Source organism: Streptomyces sp. CLCI03, from assembly GCF_053615355.1.
In genome coordinates this window covers 2,748,299-2,764,230 of the sequence record NZ_CM132132.1, presented here as the reverse complement: position 1 = coordinate 2,764,230, position 15,932 = coordinate 2,748,299, and the positions used below count along the sequence as shown (strand labels likewise).

Sequence of the window (15,932 nt, the reverse complement as noted above, 5' to 3'; positions counted from 1 at the left end):
GAGTACACATGCACATCAGGGGCGACCACGCCGAACTCGCAGTCGGGGGCCGCCTCGACGTGCGCAGCGCGGCGGACGCCCGTACGGTCCTCCACTCCGCCCTCGACGACGGGCAGGGCGATCTCGTCCTCGACCTCACCGGGCTCGACTCCTGGGACGCGACCGGCCTCGGCGTGATCATGGGAGCGCACCGCCGGGCCGGCCGGACCGGCCGCCGCCTGGTCCTGCGCGGCGTGCCCCCGCAGATGCAGCGACTGCTCGTCGCGACCCGGCTGCACCGGATCCTCGCGATCGAGGGCGGCCTGGAAGCGGAGTCCCTGCCCCGCGTCTGACCGACAAGCCGCTGACCTCCGCGTTCCCTGCGGAAACGTAACGGTCCGGTGGTGATCGCACCCCTGCGGTTTCCCGCACGCCCGGCCACGGTCTAGGGTTCGGGCGGAAACCGGACCGGTAGCGACAGCGGGTGCGCCACGGCCGGGAGGTACGACGGCGAGGCGCGCGGCCCGCGATCGGGGGACTGGGTCATGGACCGTACACAGGGGCGGACCGAGCAGCACGAGCAGCCCACGGGCGGCTCCGCACCCGCGGCGCCCACCGCGCCCGCGACCCCCGGGACACCCGCGGCGGCCGGACCCGCGCGGGTCGTCAGCCTGACCGCGGGCGGGTTCGCCCTCACCGTCAACCCGGTCGACGGCAGCGAGATCGAACCGCTGCGCCCCGGCACCGAACCGGCCCGCCCCGCGAAGCGCGACCCGGCCGCGCGCGCGTCCCGCACCGCCGCCGCCCGCCCGCCCGTACTCCCGGGCCCCGCCGCCCTCGTCCGCCCCCTGCACGCGCGCGAGGAGGAGCGGGAGCGCCTCGTCCGGCTGCTGGGCCGGGGTCGGTCCGTACGGCTGACCGGGCCCTCGGGCTCCGGCCGCAGCGCCCTCCTCGACGCGGTCGCCGACCGGTGCGCGGGCCTGGCGCCCGACGGCGTCGTACGACTCAGCGGATTCGGGCAGCAGCAGCCCGGGGAACTGCTCCACGCCCTCTACGCGACCGTGTACGAGGTCGAGCGGGAGCGCCCCGGCCGGGTCGAGCTCCTGGCCCGCGTACGGGAGATAGGCGCCGTCGTCCTCCTGGACGACCTGGAGATGGGCGGAGCCGCCCTCGACGAACTGATGCGCGCCACCCCCGAATGCGCCTACCTGCTGGCCGCCACCCCCGACACCCGGGCCCCCTCCGACGACTCGCACATCGAGGAGGTCTTCCTCGGCGGACTCGGCAAGGCCGACTGCCTGGAACTGCTGGAAGCGGGCGTCGGACGGCCGCTGACGGACGAGGAATCCGCCTGGGCGGGGGACCTGCGCTTCGCCTCCGAGGGGCTGCCCCTGCGCTTCGTACAGGCCGCCGCGCTGCTGCGGCAGCGGGACGAGCTCAACCACAGCGACGAGGACGACGAGGAGGAGGAGCCCGGCGTCTTCGAGGAACGCCCCCGCGACGCCGTGCACGTGCCGCTGCCGACCCTCGCCGAAGGCGCCGCCCCCGCGGAGCTGCTCGCCTCGCGGGTCAGCGAGTCGGCGCGCGCGGCCCTGCGGATCGCGTGCGCGCTGGGCGGCGAGCTGCCGCACCACGCGCACCTGCCCGCACTGGTGGGGGACACCCACGCCGACACGGCCGTCGCGGAGCTGCTGGCCTGCGGGCTGCTGACGCCCGTGGGGACCCGGTACCGGCTGGCCGCGGGCGTCGCCCGGCAGCTGGAGGAGGTCGGGTACGGGGACACCGCCTCGGAGGAGGCCCGTACGGCCGCCCGGCACTACGCCTGGTGGACCGGGCACGCCTCGGTGGTCCCGGAGCGGGTCGCGGCCGAGGCGGACGCGGTGCTCGCGGCGCTGGCCGGCGCGGACGTGGTCGCGGCGGTGCTGCTGGCCCGCACGGCGGCCCCGGCGTTCGCGGCCTCGCTGCACTGGGAGGCCTGGGAGCGGGTGCTGCGCTCGGGAGCGGAGGCGGCGCGCAAGGCCGGCGAGGTCGCCGAGCAGGCGTACTTCCACCACGAGCTCGGCGTGCTGGCCCTGTGCGAGGAGCGTCTGGACCGGGCGCGCGCCGAACTGGAGACCTCGATCGGGCTGCGCGGCGCCCTGGCCGACAAGCGGGGCACCGTCGCGGGACGGCGGGCGCTGGCGCTGGTCGTCGACCGGGAGACGGCGGGGGCGGCCGTGTCACCCCCGCTGCGGCTGGAGGCACCGGCACCGGGCGCCCCGGCGGCCGCTCCGGAAGCCGTGACGGTGGCCACCCCGACTACCCCGACTACCCCGACTACCCCGACCGCCCCGGCCGAACGCGGCGCCGCCGCACCGCGGGTGGCTCCGTCCGCCTCGTCCGGCTCGTCCGCCTCGTCCGTCCCGGACTCCCGGGCGGCCTCCGAGGCGTCCACGACCCGGGTGCCCCCGGTGGCTCCGGCGGCGGCTGCGGCGGTCCCGGTCTCCGCCGAGGCGGTGACACGGATGACCCCCGTCGTGCCGGTGACCGCCCGCTCGGAGACGCCCACCACCCTGTCCGAGGTCTTCGAGGACGCCTTCCCGCTGGATCCGAAGCCCGCGCCGCCCACCGCCCCCCGTCCCGCCGCCGCACCCGCCCCGGCCCCCGGCCGTCGCCGGCTCGTCCTGCTGGCCGGCGCGGGCGCGCTGGCCGTGGTGGCGCTGGGCACCGTCGTCAGCCTGGCACTGAGCTCCTCGGACAGCGAGCCGCCGGCGCAGGAACCGGCGGTGACCTCCACCCCCACGGTCACGGCGCCCGACCCGACCGTGGCCAACAGCGGGAACGATCCTGCACCGGAGCCGCCCGTGTCGGCCCCGCCGGCCGCGACCCCGGAGCCCGGCCAGAGCGCCGCGCCGACCCCGGGCCGCAGCCCCGTCCGGACCCCGTCGCGCCGCCCGTCCTCGACGCCGCCGAACTCCGCGCCGCCGACGGCCGTTTCGCCCTCGCCGACCGGTGCCCAGCCCACGCCCACCGTGACGGAGACGGTCACGCCGTCGCCTTCGGCGACCACCACCCAGACGGGTACCACCACCCCGGCCGGCTCACCGGTCACCGGCGGGTGAACGACGACGGCTCCGTCCCGAGGGACGGAGCCGTGGTGCGGGGTGGAGCGGAGGATCAGAACAGGCGGAGCTTGTCGTCCTCGATGCCGCGCATCGCGTTGTAGTCCAGGACCACGCAGTCCATGCCGCGGTCCGTCGCCAGGACCTTCGCCTGCGGCTTGATCTCCTGGGCCGCGAAGACACCCCGGACCGGGGCCAGGTGCGGGTCGCGGTTGAGGAGTTCGAGGTAGCGCGTCAGCTGCTCGACACCGTCGATCTCACCACGGCGCTTGATCTCCACGGCCACCGTCGCGCCCGACGCGTCCCGGCACAGGATGTCCACCGGGCCGATCGCCGTCATGTACTCGCGCCGGATCAGCGTGTAGCCCTCGCCCAGCGTCTCGATGCGGTCCGCCAGGAGTTCCTGGAGGTGTGCCTCGACGCCGTCCTTGATGAGTCCCGGGTCGGTGCCCAGCTCGTGGGAGGAGTCGTGGAGGACTTCCTCCATGGTGATGATGAGCTTCTCGCCCGCCTTGTTGATGACCGTCCAGATGTTGGCCTCATCGCCGCTCCCCTCCTTGAGGGTGCACGGCGGCGACATCCAGTTGAGCGGTTTGTACGCTCGGTCGTCCGCGTGGATCGAGACACTGCCGTCAGCCTTCACGAGGATCAGACGGGGTGCCGAGGGCAGATGGGCGGTGAGCCGGCCCGCGTAGTCGACGGAGCAGCGGGCAATGACGAGACGCATGGTCGGCAACGCTACTCGACGAGAAGGCCTTCACGCGATTCGCCCCTGAAAGCCCCGTTCGCCGATGGCGCGTTGTATGCGCATTCTCCTGGTGCGTCACCGATGGGACGCCTACCGTGGTGAGCGGGAGGTTGTCGAGCGTGCACTCTGCGTCGCGATCTCCTTCCCTGCCCGTAAGACTCCGGCAATCCGAACGGCCGGGGTCGCGAGAGGAGAACCCATGTCGCTCGACGTCTCACCGGCCCTACTCGAACAGGCCGAGCGAGGCGAGGTCGACGAAGCCGCTTTCGTCGACTGCGTCCGGACCTCCCTGCCCTTCGCGTGGGAGATGATCAGCTCGTTGGTGGCTCAGCTGAAGGTGGACGGCGGACAGTTCGCCGACAACCAGACGCCGCCGCCGGACGAGCAGGCGCGAGGGCAGTTGCTGCGCGCCCTCGCGAGTGACGCGATACGCGGTGCGCTGCAGCGGCACTTCGGAGTGCGCCTGGCATTCCAGAACTGTCACCGGGTGGCGGTCTTCCCGCTGGATCCCTCGGTGGACGACCGGCTGGCCAAGTTCACTTCGATCCGCGGTCAGCTGCTCAACCAGTCACCCGAGCTGCGCGACTGCTAGACCGTGTCCTGGCCGCCTCTTTCGGATCATGTCCGGGCCCACCGGCGTGATCCGAAAGAAACGGCCCAGGCAGGACCGGCGGATCTCAGTCGAGACGGGGAAGGACCTCGGCGCCGAGTCGTCGTACGTTCTCCTCCGTCGCGGCGAGATCTCCGGAGCCCTCCGTCAGGAGGGCGAAGCGCGTGATGCCCGTCCGTGCCGACGTGGCCGCCAGCCGGTCCGCCGCCACCTCCGGGGTGCCCACCGGGTGCAGGTCGCAGAGCAGTTCCGTGTAGGCGACCGGATCCCGCATCGCGCGCACCCGGCCGTCCACCGTCACATGCGCGTCGAGACCCTGCCTGAGCCAGCCCGGCATCGCCTTCAGCAGGGTCTCGCGCGCGTCCGCCGTACGGTCGGCGATCTGGCACACCCCGGCCGAGACGTGTCCCGCGCCCTCCACGCGTTCGCGTGAATGGCCCGCCGCCAGCGCCATGCTGCGCCACAGCGCGACCATCTCGGCCTTGCTCTCGTCCCCGCAGTGCATCCCGAGGAGCATCGGCAGACCCCGCTCCGCGGCCATCCGGACCGAGGCGGCGGAGGTGCAGGCCACGATGACCTCGGGCCCCGCCGTGTCCCCGTCAAGGGCCTCCGAGGGGCGGGGTACGACGGCCACCTCGCGGAATCCGTAGCGCTCGCCACAGGCCCCGACCCGGGCCTCCGTCAGCCAGCGCCGCAGCAGGTCCAGGGCCTCCGGGAAGCCGTTCTCGTAACTGTCCAGGCCGCCCCCGAAGACCTCCAGGTCCACCCACGGCCCGCCGCGGCCCACCCCGAGGGTGAACCTGCCGCCCGAGGTCACGTGCAGCAGGGCCGCCTGTTCCCCGAGCGCCACCGGGTGCGTGCTCGGCAGCACGCTCACCGCGGTGCCCACCCGCAGCCGCCGGGTCCGGCCCAGCATCAGGGCCGCCAGGGTCACCGCCGAGGGGCAGACCCCGTACGGGACGAAGTGGTGCTCGGCGAGCCACACCGAGTCGAGTCCGGCCTCCTCGGCCACCTCGGCGGTCCGCACCGCTCGGTGCAGTGCCTCTCCCTGTCCCTGGCCCGGGAACTGGGCCGCCAGTACAAACGCTCCTACGCGCATCGCCTTCATCCTCCTCGCGGCTGACGCGGCCTCCCCCAGGTGGACCGGTTCTTCCTATGGCAACAACGTCTGACACGTGCCAAAGGCACGGGCCGACAGGAAAGTTATTGGGATTGTCGGGCCATTCCTCTTCGCGCGACCGCCTTCATCGGCAACCCTGCGGGTACCCGGCCTCGCTGCGCGTAGTCTGGAAGAAAGTCACTGCCGTCCGCCCATCCGTGAGGTATACGTGTCACCGCGCAACAACCGCCCCAGGGGCGGCGAGACCCCGGACGAACGCCCCAGCACCGGCCTCGACCGTTACGGGCTGGAGCGCACGGAGGAGTACCAGGGGGAGGACTGGAAGGTCCGGCACGTGGCCGGCGCGAGCGCGGCGGGCAAACGTTACCGCTGCCCCGGCTGCGACCAGGAGATCCCCTCCGGTACCCCGCACCTGGTGGCCTGGCCCGAGTACGGCGGCGTGGACGACCGCCGGCACTGGCACAAGGCCTGCTGGAACGCGAAGGACCGCCGCACCTCGAAGGTGCAGCGGTCCCGTAACGCTCCCCGGTACTGACCGGTCCGGAGGGGACGGCCTACACGTCCCGGCGGCCGACGATCACGTACGAGGCGATCACCGCGCCGCCGGTGACCAGCACGATGAGCATCAGCTGCGAGACGGTGCTCGGCTCCGGGCCCACGTCGCCGCCCTGCGGCAGACCGAACAGCGTCATCAGCGCCACCGGCACGTTGTGGCGCAGGATGAGCTCGCCGGCGGACGCGACGGCCTCCCACATGCTGAGCATGGCCCCGATCACCGGCGGCAGCGTGACCAGGCCCAGCATCACGGCGATCGCCCCGGCCGAGTGCCGCACCAGCGCGCCGATCGCCAGCGCCAGCACGCCGAGCAGGGTGACGTAGCCGCAGCCGAGCAGCGCTCCGAACCATTCACCGGCCGCGTGCGGGCCGGACGCGGTGCCGCCGCGCATGACCGCCGCGGTGACCCCGACCACGAACACCGACAGCGCGGTGACGGCGAAGGCCACCATGCTGAAGACGAGGTACTTGGCGGTGAGCACCCGGTACCGGTCCGGGGCGGCGGTGAAAGTGGTCCGCACGAGCCCGGTGCCGTGCTCCGAGCTGATGGTCAGCACCCCGAGGACGATCACCGCGAGCTGGCCGACCAGCAGGCCGATGAGCGCGGGCGTGGTGAAGTTGATCTGCGTGTAGTCCACGTCCGTGGTCTGCGAGACGACGGTCAGGCCGACGCCGACCACGGTCAGCACGAGCGCACCCAGCGTCCACAGGGTGGAGCGCAGCGAGACCAGCTTGGTCCACTCCGAGGCCATGGCGTGCCCCAGGTGCGGCCGCGGCGTGGCGAGGGGGGAGCTGTAGCTCCCGGACTGCTCCGCCGTCGTGGTCGTCGGGGTCATCGGGTGTCCTCGGGGGTGCGCGGGGTGGTGTTCCTGGTGGTGCTCGCGAGCTCGCCCGGCTTGCCGGGCATCAGGAAGGGCTGCCCGCCCGCGCCGGGCGGCGGCGGCGCGTAGAAGCCGGTCTGCGGGACCTCGGGAGCCGTCTCCGCCTCCGCCTCGTCCTCCCAGGCCGGGAGGGAGAGCGGCTCCGGCTCCCACAGCTCGGCCCGCGGGTCGTCGGTGGAGGTGTACTCGACGGTGGACTGGGTCATCCGCATGTACGCCTCCTCCAGCGAGGCCCGGTGCGGTGACAGCTCCCACAGCCGTACGCCCGCCTCGTGCGCGAGGTCGGAGATGCGCGGCAGCTCCAGCCCGGTCACACGCAGTGCTCCGTCGGGCTCCTGGAGGACCCGCCCACCCGCTTTGGTGAGGGCCTTACCCAGCGTGTCCCAGCCATCTGGATCGGTGTCGGCCGTCCGCACCCGAGCGAATCCGGCCGAGTTGTGCGCGATGAACTCCTGGGTGCCCATGTCCGCCAGCAGCCGCCCCCGACCGATCACGATCAGGTGGTCGGCGGTCAGCGCCATCTCGCTCATCAGGTGCGAGGAGACGAAGACGGTGCGGCCCTCGGAGGCGAGCCGGCGCATGAGGTTGCGGACCCAGAGGATGCCCTCGGGGTCGAGCCCGTTGACCGGCTCGTCGAACAGGAGCACCTGCGGGTCGCCGAGCAGCGCGGTCGCGATGCCGAGCCGCTGGCCCATACCGAGCGAGAAGCCCTTCGTACGCTGCCGGGCGGCGTCCTGGAGGCCGACCACGGCCAGCACCTCGTCCACCCGCTTCTCCGGGATCCCCGAGAGTTGGGCGATGGAGAGCAGGTGGGCGCGGGCCCGGCGGCCGCCGTGCACGGCCTTCGCGTCGAGCAGGGCCCCGACGTGCCGCTGGGCGTTCGGCAGCTCCCGGAAGGGTTGGCCGTTGATCGTGACATGACCGGACGTGGGCCGGTCCAGTCCGACGATCATGCGCATGGTGGTGGACTTCCCGGAGCCGTTGGGCCCCAGGAAGCCGGTGACGTGACCCGGCTTGACCTGGAAGGACAGCTGGTCGACGGCGGTCTTGGCGCCGAAGCGCTTGGTCAGGCCGACTGCCTCGATCATCTTGCTGCCCCTTACCAGGCCGGGACGACTTTCGCCCGCGTAAGGGTTAAGAGGATAACGAGGTTCCTGCGGTTCCGTCCCGGGCCGGATCCCTGAGCTGCCCCTGAGTCCGACCCGGGGATCACCCGTAGTACGCGGGCGGGAGGTCAGGCGTCCCTCTTGCGGAGGACGGCGTACCCCCCGAGTACCGCGGCCAGCGTCCACAGAGCCATGATCCCGAAGCCGCCCCACGGACCGTAGGGGGTCTCGGGGGCGTCGAACGCGTTGGGCACGACCTGCATGATCCTTCCACCGGCGTTGCTCGGCAGGTACTGGCCGACCGTCCGGGTCGCGTCGAAACCGACGAGCAGGTTCGAGACGATCAGGAAGAACGGGACCAGGACGCTGATCGCGGCGACCGAGCTGCGCAGCATGGCCGCCACGCCCATGCAGAAGAGGGCGAGCAGCGCCAGGTACAGTCCGGCGCCGGTCACGGCGCGCAGCACGTGCTCCTCGCCGATCCCGATGCCGAGGTCACCGAGCAGCGCCTGGGTGAGGAAGAACGACACGAAACTGGTCAGCAGCCCCACGACCAGGGCCAGCGCCGTCGCCACCGCCATCTTGCCGAGCAGGAAGTGCTCCCGGCGGGGTACGGCGGCCAGCGAGGTGCGGATCATGCCCGTGCTGTATTCGGTGCTCACGACCAGCACACCGAAGACGATCATGGCCAGCTGCCCGAGCTGCATCGAACCGAGGCTCATCGCCGTGGGGTCGAAGGTGGCCCGCTGGGCCGCCGGCAGGCTGTCCGGGTCGAACGTGGCGCTGAACAGCGCGGCGAACCCGACGGTGACGAGGAAGACGAGGGCGAGGGTCCAGCTGGTGGAGGCGACCGTGCGGATCTTGGTCCACTCGGACTGCAGGACGGCGGTGAAGGCCATGGTCACTCACCGGCCTTGCGGGTCGCCTCGAAGCCGGCGCCCCAGGCGGGGACGTCGGCCGGCCGTGCCGGGTTGTCGGCGGCCATGCCCGGTGCGTGGGCGTGGTACTCGACGGAGTCCGCCGTCATCCGCATGAACGCTTCCTCCAGTGACGCCCGTTGCGGGCTGAGTTCGTGCAGCACGATCTGGTGCTGGGCGGCCAGCTCGCCGAGCTGCTCCGCACTGGCGCCGTCGATCTCCAGGGTTCCGGTGGCGGGAACGCTCACCGCGTTGATCCCGGCCTCGTGCAGGAGGTCCTTCAACCGCTCCTGCTGCGGCGAGCGCAGCCGTACGTAGCTGCGCGAGTTCTGCTGGATGAAATCGGCCATCGGCAGGTCGGCCAGCAGCTTTCCCTGCCCGATGACGACCAAATGGTCCGCGGTCAGCGCCATTTCGCTCATCAGGTGGGAGGAGACGAAGATCGTCCTTCCCTCCGAGGCCAGGCCCTTCATCAGATTGCGGATCCAGAGAATTCCCTCGGGGTCCAGGCCGTTGACCGGCTCGTCGAACATCAGGATTTCCGGATCGCCCAACAATGCGGAGGCGATTCCCAGCCGTTGGCTCATTCCGAGCGAAAATCCTTTGGACTTCTTCTTCGCCACGGCCGTCAGGCCGACCAGGTCCAGCACCTCGTCCACCCGCTGCCGCGGGATGCGGTTCGACTGCGCCAGACAGAGAAGGTTGTTGTACGCACTTCGGCCACCGTGCATGGCCTTCGCGTCCAGCAACGCCCCGACGTGCTTCAGCGGTTCCGACAGGTCCCGGTAGTGCTTCCCGTACACCCGCACCGTGCCGCTGGTCGGGTTGTCGAGGTCGAGCATCATGCGCATCGTCGTCGACTTGCCTGCGCCGTTCGGGCCCAGGAAGCCGGTCACCACCCCCGGTCGGATCTGGAAGCTGAGGTGGTCCACGGCGGTCGTCGTGCCGAATCGTTTGGTAAGGCCCTCAAGCTCGATCATGCGGACACGCTAGAACGCCCGAGGGCCCTACGCCACCTCAAAAGGGTGACATAGGGCCCTCGATCGGGCGCACGACGGGTGCCGCGTGCTACCCGCCGGTAATCAGCGGCTCTGCTGAGCCGGGACGCCGCGGGTGACGGGCTCGTCGTCCACGATCGGGTTGGCCGCCGCGACGGCCGCACCGGTGAGCGTCGCCAGCATCTCGCGGACGTTGGTCAGCTGCGCGTTGATCGAGTCGCGGCGGTTGGTGAGCGCCGCCAGCTCGCGCTCGGACTCGCTGCGGATGCGGTCCGCCTTGGCGTTGGCGTCGGCCACGATGTCCTCGGCCTGGCGCTGCGCGGTCTCCACGGTCTGACGGGCCCGACGCTCCGCGTCCGTACGCAGCTTCTCGGCCTCCAGGCGCAGCTGCTCGGCGCGGTGCTCGATCTCCGCGAGACGCTTCTCGGCCTTGGCCTGACGGGAGGCGAGGTCGCGCTCGGACTGCTCGCGGCGCTTGGCCAGGTTGGTCTCGAAGTCCGCGGCGGCCTGGGCGGCCTTGGCGCGGGTCTCCTCGAAGAGGGCGTCGGCCTCCTCGCGCTTGGAGGCCGCGTCCTTCTGGGCCTCGGCGCGCAGGGTCGAGGCGTCGCCCTTGGCCTTCTCGACGATGCGGACGCCCTCGTCCTCCGCCTTCGACTTGCGGTCGGCGGCGAACGACTCGGCGTCGTTGCGCACCTGCTGGGCGGCCGACTCGGCGAGCTCGCGGTGCTGCTCGGCCGCGCGACGGGCCTCCTCGCGCAGGTCCTTCGCCTCCTCCTCGGCCAGCCGCAGGATCTTCTCGACCCGGGCGCCGAGGCCGGCGTACGACGGCTCGGCGTCGGTCACCTGGGCCTGGGCGTTCTGCGTCTCGAGGTGCAACTCCTCGATCCGCTTTTCCAGAGAGTTGATACGTCCAAGGGCGCTGTCGCGGTCGGAGACCAGCTTGGTAATGCGGTCGTCCACCTGACCACGGTCGTAACCACGCCGCACGAGCTCGAAGCCGAAGGGGGAGGAAGTGTCGCTCATGGGGTTCCTGTCGAATGAGACCGATGAGGTGCTACGTGAGGTGTTAGGGGAATCCTAGGCGCCCAGACGGCGTGTCATCGAGTCAATCCGCGTTTGATCTGGACAATGACACCCCTTTTGAGTGGCAAGACAGCAGAACGCTTGTCACCCGTTCGCCTGAACCTTCATCAGGTGCACACACCCCGGAGCATTTGGCTACCCCTCCGACGACTTGCCACCCGATCGAGTGGACCCCGCGGAGACCCCGGCCTTGGCACCCCCCGCGCCCTGGCCGCCGACCGTGGGCTTTCCGCCACCCGAAGGCGCCTCGAATGATTCCAACGCCTCAAGCACGTCCTGGACACGGGAGATCTCCCCCTGAATGTCCTGCCGCCTGCGGACGAGGACCTCCAGCTCGCGGCGGCCCTCCTCGACGAGGCGCTCGGCCTCCGCCTTGGCTTCCGCCAGGGCGCTCTCGGCCTCCCGGGCCAGCTCCGCCTTCTTCTGCTCGGCCTCCTTGAGCAGCGCCTCCGCCTTGCGGACCGCGGCGATGCGCACCTTGCTCGCCTCACTGCTCGCGTCCGACACGAGTTCCTTGGCCTTCGCCTCGGCCTCGACGCTCTGCTCCGTCGCCGCGCGCACCAGCTTGTCCACGCGCTCACCGGCCGACTTCATCTGCTCGGCCGACTCCCGGCGGGCCCGCTCGTGCAGCTCCTCGACCTCGCCCTCGACACGGCCGCGCAGCTCCTCCGCCCGTTCTCTTATGGCGGCCGCGTCCGTGCGCGCGCCGACCAGCAGCTCGTCCGCGTCCGTACGAGCCTTCTCCACCATGGAGTTGCCCTCGACGGTGGCCTCCGAGGTGATCCGCACGGCCTCCTTGCGGGCCGCGTCGACCATCGCGTCGGCCTGCTCCTCGGCCGCCGTGGTGGCGGCGAGGGCCTGCTTCTGCGCATCGGCCGTGAGCTTCTCGGCCTCCGCCGAGGCCTCGGTGATGAGCCGGTCGACCTGCTCCGCGGCCTCGCTACGGCGCTTGTTGGCCGCCTCGCGCGCCTCGTCCAGCAGCCGCTCGGACTCGGTACGGGCCTCGGCACGGGTGCGCTCCGCCGCGGCCGCGGCCTGCGCCTTGACCCGCTCGGCCTCCGACCGGGTACGGGTCGCGTGCTCCTGCGCCGAGGACAGCGCCTCCGACGCCTCGGCACGCAGCCGCTCCGCCTCGCCGGCCGCCTCGCCGACGGTGCGCTCGTTGTCCTTGCGGGTCTGCTCGGTGAGCTTCTCCGACTCGGACACGGCCTCCGTGACGAGCCGGTCCGCCTGCTCGGCCGCCTCGGTACGCAGCCGGTTCGCCTCGGCGCGCGCCTCGTCCAGCGTCTGCTCGGCGTCACGCTCGGCGCCCGCCAGCGTCTCGTTCGCCGCGACCGTGACCCGGTCCGCCTCGGCGGTGGCCTCGCCGATGATCCGGCCGCCCTCCGCGCGGGCGTCGTCCAGCACCGTGGCCGCCTCGGCGCGCACCCGGTCGGCCTCCGCCGCCGCCTCGGCGAGGGTGGCCTCGTTGGCCACACGGGTCTCGTCGATCAGGCGGTCGCCCTCGGCACGCGAGTCGACCATGATCCGCGCGGCGTCGCGCTCGGCGCTCGCCAGCGTCTCGGCCGCCTGCGTCTTGAGCCGGTTCGCCGCGGTGGTGATCCGCTCGGCCTCCACCGACGCCTCGCCCACGGTGGCCGCGTTCGCGGCACGGGTCTCCTCCGTGAGCCGGTCGGCCTCCGCCGCGGCCTCGGTGATGAGCCGGTCGACCTGCTCCGCGGCCTCGGTCCGCAGCCGGTTGCCCTCGGCCCGTGCCTCGTCCAGGATGCCCGCGGCCTCGATACGAGCGGCCTCGGCGATCTCGGCCGCCTCGGTGGTGATCCGCTCGGCCTCGGCCGTCGCCTCGTCGACCGTGGCCGCGTTCGCCGCCAGGGTCTCCTCGGTGATCCGCTCGGCCTCCGCCGTCGCCTCGGCCGTGATCCGGGAGGCCTCGGCGCGCGCGGCCTCCAGGGACTCCGCCGCCTCGCCGCGGATCCGGTTCGCGTCGTCCCGGGCGTCGGCCCGGGTCCGGGCCGCGTCCCGCTCGGAGGCGGCCAGCGCGTCCGTGGCCTCCGTACGCACCCGCTGCGCGTACTCGGCGGTGTCACCGCGCAGCTGCTCGGCCTCGGCGATGGCCTCGGCGACCGTGCGCTCCGCCAGCGCCTTCGCCGCGTCCGTCTCGGACCGCGCCTCGCTGCGGATCCGGTTGGCGTCCTCGGTGGCCCGCTCCCGTTCCGCGTAGGCGTCCGCGCGGACCCGGCCGGCCTCTTCCTCGGCCTCCGACCTCGTACGCTCCGCCACGTGCTCGGCGGCGTTGCGCAGCCCGGTGATCTCCTCCTCGGCCTGCTCGTGCAGCCCGGCCACGGAGTCCCGTACCTGCTGGGCGGTGGCCTCCGCCGCCGACACGACCTCCGACGCGCGCCGCTCGGCCTCCTCGGTCAGCCAGACCGCCTCGGCCTGGGCCTCCTCGGAGCGCTTGCGGGCCTGCGCCAGCAGTTCCTCGCTCTGCTCGCGGGCCTGGGCCCGCTCGCTGTCCGCGTCGGTCCGTGCCGACGCCAGGGTCTCCTCGGCCTCCCGGCGGCGCCGGGCGGCCTCCTCCTGCGCGGCGGCCAGCGCCTCCGCGGCCTCCGCGGCGACCCGCTCGGCCGCGGCCTTGGCCTCGGCGCGCAGCCGGTCCGCGGTCTCCTGGGCCTCCGAGCGCACCCGCTCGGCCTCGGCCTCGGCCTCACCGCGCAGCCGCACGGCGGACTGCTCGGCCTCGGCGCGCACCCGGCCGGCGTCCTGCGCCGCCTCGGTGCGCAGCTGGTCGGCCTCGGTCTCCGCCTGCGTCTGCAGGGTGCGGATCCGCTCCGCCGACTCGGCGCGCAGCCGGTCGTTCTCCTCCGTGGTCTCCCGGCGGATGTTCTCCGCCGTGCCACGGGCGTCCCGCAGCGTCTGCTCGGCCGTCGTCAGCCGGGTCTCGGCCTCCGTGTGCAGCCGTACGAGCTCCTCGTCGGCCTCCGCGCGCTTGGCGGCCAGCGCCTGCTCGACCTCCTGGCGCCGGGCGACCGCCGCGGCGTCGGCCTCGGCACGGACGCCCTCGGCCTGCTCCTCGGCCTCGGCGCGCAGCCGTTCGGCCTCCGCGCGGGTCCGCTCCAGGGTCTCCTCGGCCTGCTTGCGCAGCGTGCCGGCCCGCTCGACGGCCTCGGCGCGCACCCGCTCGCTCTCGGCGGTCGCGCCGCCGCGCAGCTCGTCCGCGTCCGCCTTGGCCTTGCCGAGCAGCTCCTCGGCGGTCCGGGCCGCCTCCTCGATCTGCTGGACGGCCTCGCGGCGGGCCTCGCCGCGGATCCGCTCGCCCTCGGCGACGGCCTCGGCGCGCAGCTGCTCGGCCTCGCCGCGCAGCCGTCGGGCCTCCGACTGGAGCTCGACCGTGCGGGCCCGGTACTCCTCGGTGTCGTCCTTCGCGGCGCCCTTGAGCTCGTCGGCCGTGGTCGCCGCCTGCAGGCGCAGCCGGTCGGCCTCGGCCTCCGCCTCACGACGGATCCGCTCGGCCTCCTCGGACGCGGCCCGGGTGGTGGCCCGGGCGTCCTCCGAGGCCTTGTTCAGTACGTCCTCGGCGGTGCGGGCGGCCTTCGCCAGCTGGGCCGCCATGTCCTCGGCCGCCGCCGTACGGGCGCTCTCGCCGGCTTCGGCGCGCAGCCGCTCGGCCTCCGTGCGGGCGTCGGCCAAGGCCTGTTCGGCCTCCGCCTTGAGGGCCTCGGCCTCCTTGGTGGCCTCGCCGACCAGCCGCGCGACCTGCTCCTTGGCGGTGCGGGTGCGCTGCTCGTTGACGGATTCCGCCGACGTCAGCTGCCGGGTGGCGCTCTCCTTCGCCTCGGCGAGGAGCTTCTCCGCCTCGGCGCGGGCCTCGCGCAGCGCGGAGTCGGCCTCCTGCACCCGGGATTCGGCCAGCCGGCCCAGGTCCAGGGTCTGCTGGCGGGTGTGCTCGGCCTCGGCGGTCGTGGTGGAGCGCAGCCGCTCGGCGTGCTCGCTGGCCTCCTGGGCCTGCGAGGAGGCGGCGGTCAGCAGCCGCTCGGCCTCCTTGCGGGCACGCAGCAGGGTGGCCTCGGCCTCCCCGCGGGCGGCCTCGGCGTCCGCGGCCATCCGGCGCCGGGTCTCCTCGGCGACCCGGGCGGCCTCGGCGCGGGCGGCGTTCAGGGACTGCTCGGCCTCGGCGCGGGACTCCTCCATGAGCCGGCGCGCCTGGGCCTCGGTCCGGGCCCGCAACTGTTCGGCCCAGGCCACGTTCTCGTTGACGTGGGCCTCGACGGTCTGGCGCCGCTCGCCCAGCTCCTGGTCCAGGCGCTGACGGCGGTTGACGGCCTCGGCGTGCAGTTCGGCCTGCAGGCGCGCCTGGTGCTCGGCGTGCTCCTGGAGGATGCGCTGGGTCTGGGCCCGGGCGTCACGAAGCTCGCGCTCGGCGTCCGAACGCATCTGGTCGGCCTGGATCTGGGCATTACGGAGCAGCTGCTCCGCCTGGTATCCCATGTCCGCGCCGTCGTAGGCGGGGCGGGACGCCAGCGCGCGTCGTACCTCGTGAAGCTTGGCGCGCAGCACCTCGACCTGGTACCCCAGGTCTTCAGCGTGCTGGACGGCCTTCCCGCGCTCCTTCTTCAGCCGCTCCATCTCGGCCTCGAAGCGCGAGAGATGGTCGGCCTCGGCCTGATGGCTCTCCTGGCTTTCGTAGCCCCGCACAGCGCGGTCCCATCCGTCCCCTGGTCGCAAGCTCACTCCCAATGAGCATCGCTCGCCCGCTGAACGACGCCCCCGGGGGAATGGTGTCAGATACCGGGGCGGGGATCACAGGCCCCGACCCCGTCTCCGCACCGAACCCCGG

At 72.9% G+C, this 15,932-nt stretch carries 12 protein-coding genes; 4 read left to right on the top strand and 8 right to left on the bottom strand.

From position 1 onward, the window contains the following. Window positions 1-8: 8 nt before the first annotated feature. Window positions 9-332 carry an STAS domain-containing protein gene (locus ACWG52_RS12355; RefSeq protein ID WP_030720869.1) on the top strand — a complete coding sequence of 108 codons (324 nt, stop codon included), beginning with the start codon at window positions 9-11 and terminating at the stop codon, window positions 330-332. Window positions 333-524: 192 nt separating this feature from the next. Next, window positions 525-3,080, top strand: coding sequence for an ATP-binding protein (locus tag ACWG52_RS12350; RefSeq protein ID WP_453128685.1), 2,556 nt, complete (start codon window positions 525-527; stop codon window positions 3,078-3,080). 55 nt (window positions 3,081-3,135) lie between these two features. Here ACWG52_RS12350 and nucS read toward each other — a convergent pair whose 3' ends face one another. Further along, entirely contained in the window at window positions 3,136-3,807 is a 672-nt protein-coding gene (gene nucS / locus ACWG52_RS12345; RefSeq protein ID WP_030764075.1) for an endonuclease NucS, read from the bottom strand. A gap of 220 nt (window positions 3,808-4,027) precedes the next feature. Between nucS and ACWG52_RS12340 the strand changes: the two genes are divergently transcribed. Then, entirely contained in the window at window positions 4,028-4,420 is a 393-nt protein-coding gene (locus ACWG52_RS12340; protein ID WP_030037139.1) for an SCO5389 family protein, read from the top strand. Between the two features lie 85 nt (window positions 4,421-4,505). Here the strand turns inward: ACWG52_RS12340 and ACWG52_RS12335 are convergent, their stop codons facing one another. Continuing rightward, the gene (locus ACWG52_RS12335) at window positions 4,506-5,537 is read right to left on the bottom strand and encodes an LLM class flavin-dependent oxidoreductase (protein WP_453128683.1); all 1,032 of its coding nucleotides are present in this window, start codon (window positions 5,535-5,537) and stop codon (window positions 4,506-4,508) included. A gap of 229 nt (window positions 5,538-5,766) precedes the next feature. Between ACWG52_RS12335 and ACWG52_RS12330 the strand changes: the two genes are divergently transcribed. Beyond that, entirely contained in the window at window positions 5,767-6,093 is a 327-nt protein-coding gene (locus ACWG52_RS12330) for a hypothetical protein (protein ID WP_030009607.1), read from the top strand. 19 nt (window positions 6,094-6,112) lie between these two features. Here the strand turns inward: ACWG52_RS12330 and ACWG52_RS12325 are convergent, their stop codons facing one another. From ACWG52_RS12325 to scy, 6 genes are all read right to left on the bottom strand, one after another. Beyond that, entirely contained in the window at window positions 6,113-6,949 is an 837-nt protein-coding gene (locus ACWG52_RS12325; protein WP_389805583.1) for an ABC transporter permease, read from the bottom strand. Beyond that, window positions 6,946-8,082, bottom strand: a complete 1,137-nt coding sequence (locus tag ACWG52_RS12320; protein WP_389805581.1) for an ABC transporter ATP-binding protein — start codon at window positions 8,080-8,082, stop codon at window positions 6,946-6,948. Before ACWG52_RS12320 ends, ACWG52_RS12325 begins: the two co-directional genes overlap by 4 nt. A 146-nt stretch (window positions 8,083-8,228) precedes the next feature. Then, window positions 8,229-8,999, bottom strand: coding sequence for an ABC transporter permease (locus ACWG52_RS12315; RefSeq protein WP_389805578.1), 771 nt, complete (start codon window positions 8,997-8,999; stop codon window positions 8,229-8,231). Window positions 9,000-9,001: 2 nt separating this feature from the next. Next, window positions 9,002-9,997, bottom strand: coding sequence for an ABC transporter ATP-binding protein (locus ACWG52_RS12310; RefSeq protein ID WP_389805575.1), 996 nt, complete (start codon window positions 9,995-9,997; stop codon window positions 9,002-9,004). Between the two features lie 102 nt (window positions 9,998-10,099). Then, on the bottom strand, window positions 10,100-11,038 hold the full coding sequence (locus ACWG52_RS12305; RefSeq protein ID WP_033218870.1) for a coiled-coil domain-containing protein: 939 nt from the start codon (window positions 11,036-11,038) through the stop codon (window positions 10,100-10,102). Window positions 11,039-11,233: 195 nt separating this feature from the next. Further along, window positions 11,234-15,790 (bottom strand): polarized growth protein Scy, encoded by a 4,557-nt coding sequence (gene scy, locus ACWG52_RS12300; protein ID WP_453128679.1) that lies wholly within the window; start codon window positions 15,788-15,790, stop codon window positions 11,234-11,236. Between the last annotated feature and the right edge of the window lie 142 nt (window positions 15,791-15,932).

Coding starts and splice junctions, on each gene's coding strand:
- nucS (WP_030764075.1), bottom strand. CDS start 3,807: ATGCGTCTCGTCATTGCCCGCTGCTCCGTCGACTACGCGGGCCGGCTC.
- ACWG52_RS12355 (WP_030720869.1), top strand. CDS start 9: ATGCACATCAGGGGCGACCACGCCGAACTCGCAGTCGGGGGCCGCCTC.
- ACWG52_RS12310 (WP_389805575.1), bottom strand. CDS start 9,997: ATGATCGAGCTTGAGGGCCTTACCAAACGATTCGGCACGACGACCGCC.
- ACWG52_RS12320 (WP_389805581.1), bottom strand. CDS start 8,082: ATGATCGAGGCAGTCGGCCTGACCAAGCGCTTCGGCGCCAAGACCGCC.
- ACWG52_RS12350 (WP_453128685.1), top strand. CDS start 525: ATGGACCGTACACAGGGGCGGACCGAGCAGCACGAGCAGCCCACGGGC.
- ACWG52_RS12315 (WP_389805578.1), bottom strand. CDS start 8,999: ATGGCCTTCACCGCCGTCCTGCAGTCCGAGTGGACCAAGATCCGCACG.
- ACWG52_RS12305 (WP_033218870.1), bottom strand. CDS start 11,038: ATGAGCGACACTTCCTCCCCCTTCGGCTTCGAGCTCGTGCGGCGTGGT.
- ACWG52_RS12340 (WP_030037139.1), top strand. CDS start 4,028: ATGTCGCTCGACGTCTCACCGGCCCTACTCGAACAGGCCGAGCGAGGC.
- ACWG52_RS12325 (WP_389805583.1), bottom strand. CDS start 6,949: ATGACCCCGACGACCACGACGGCGGAGCAGTCCGGGAGCTACAGCTCC.
- ACWG52_RS12335 (WP_453128683.1), bottom strand. CDS start 5,537: ATGCGCGTAGGAGCGTTTGTACTGGCGGCCCAGTTCCCGGGCCAGGGA.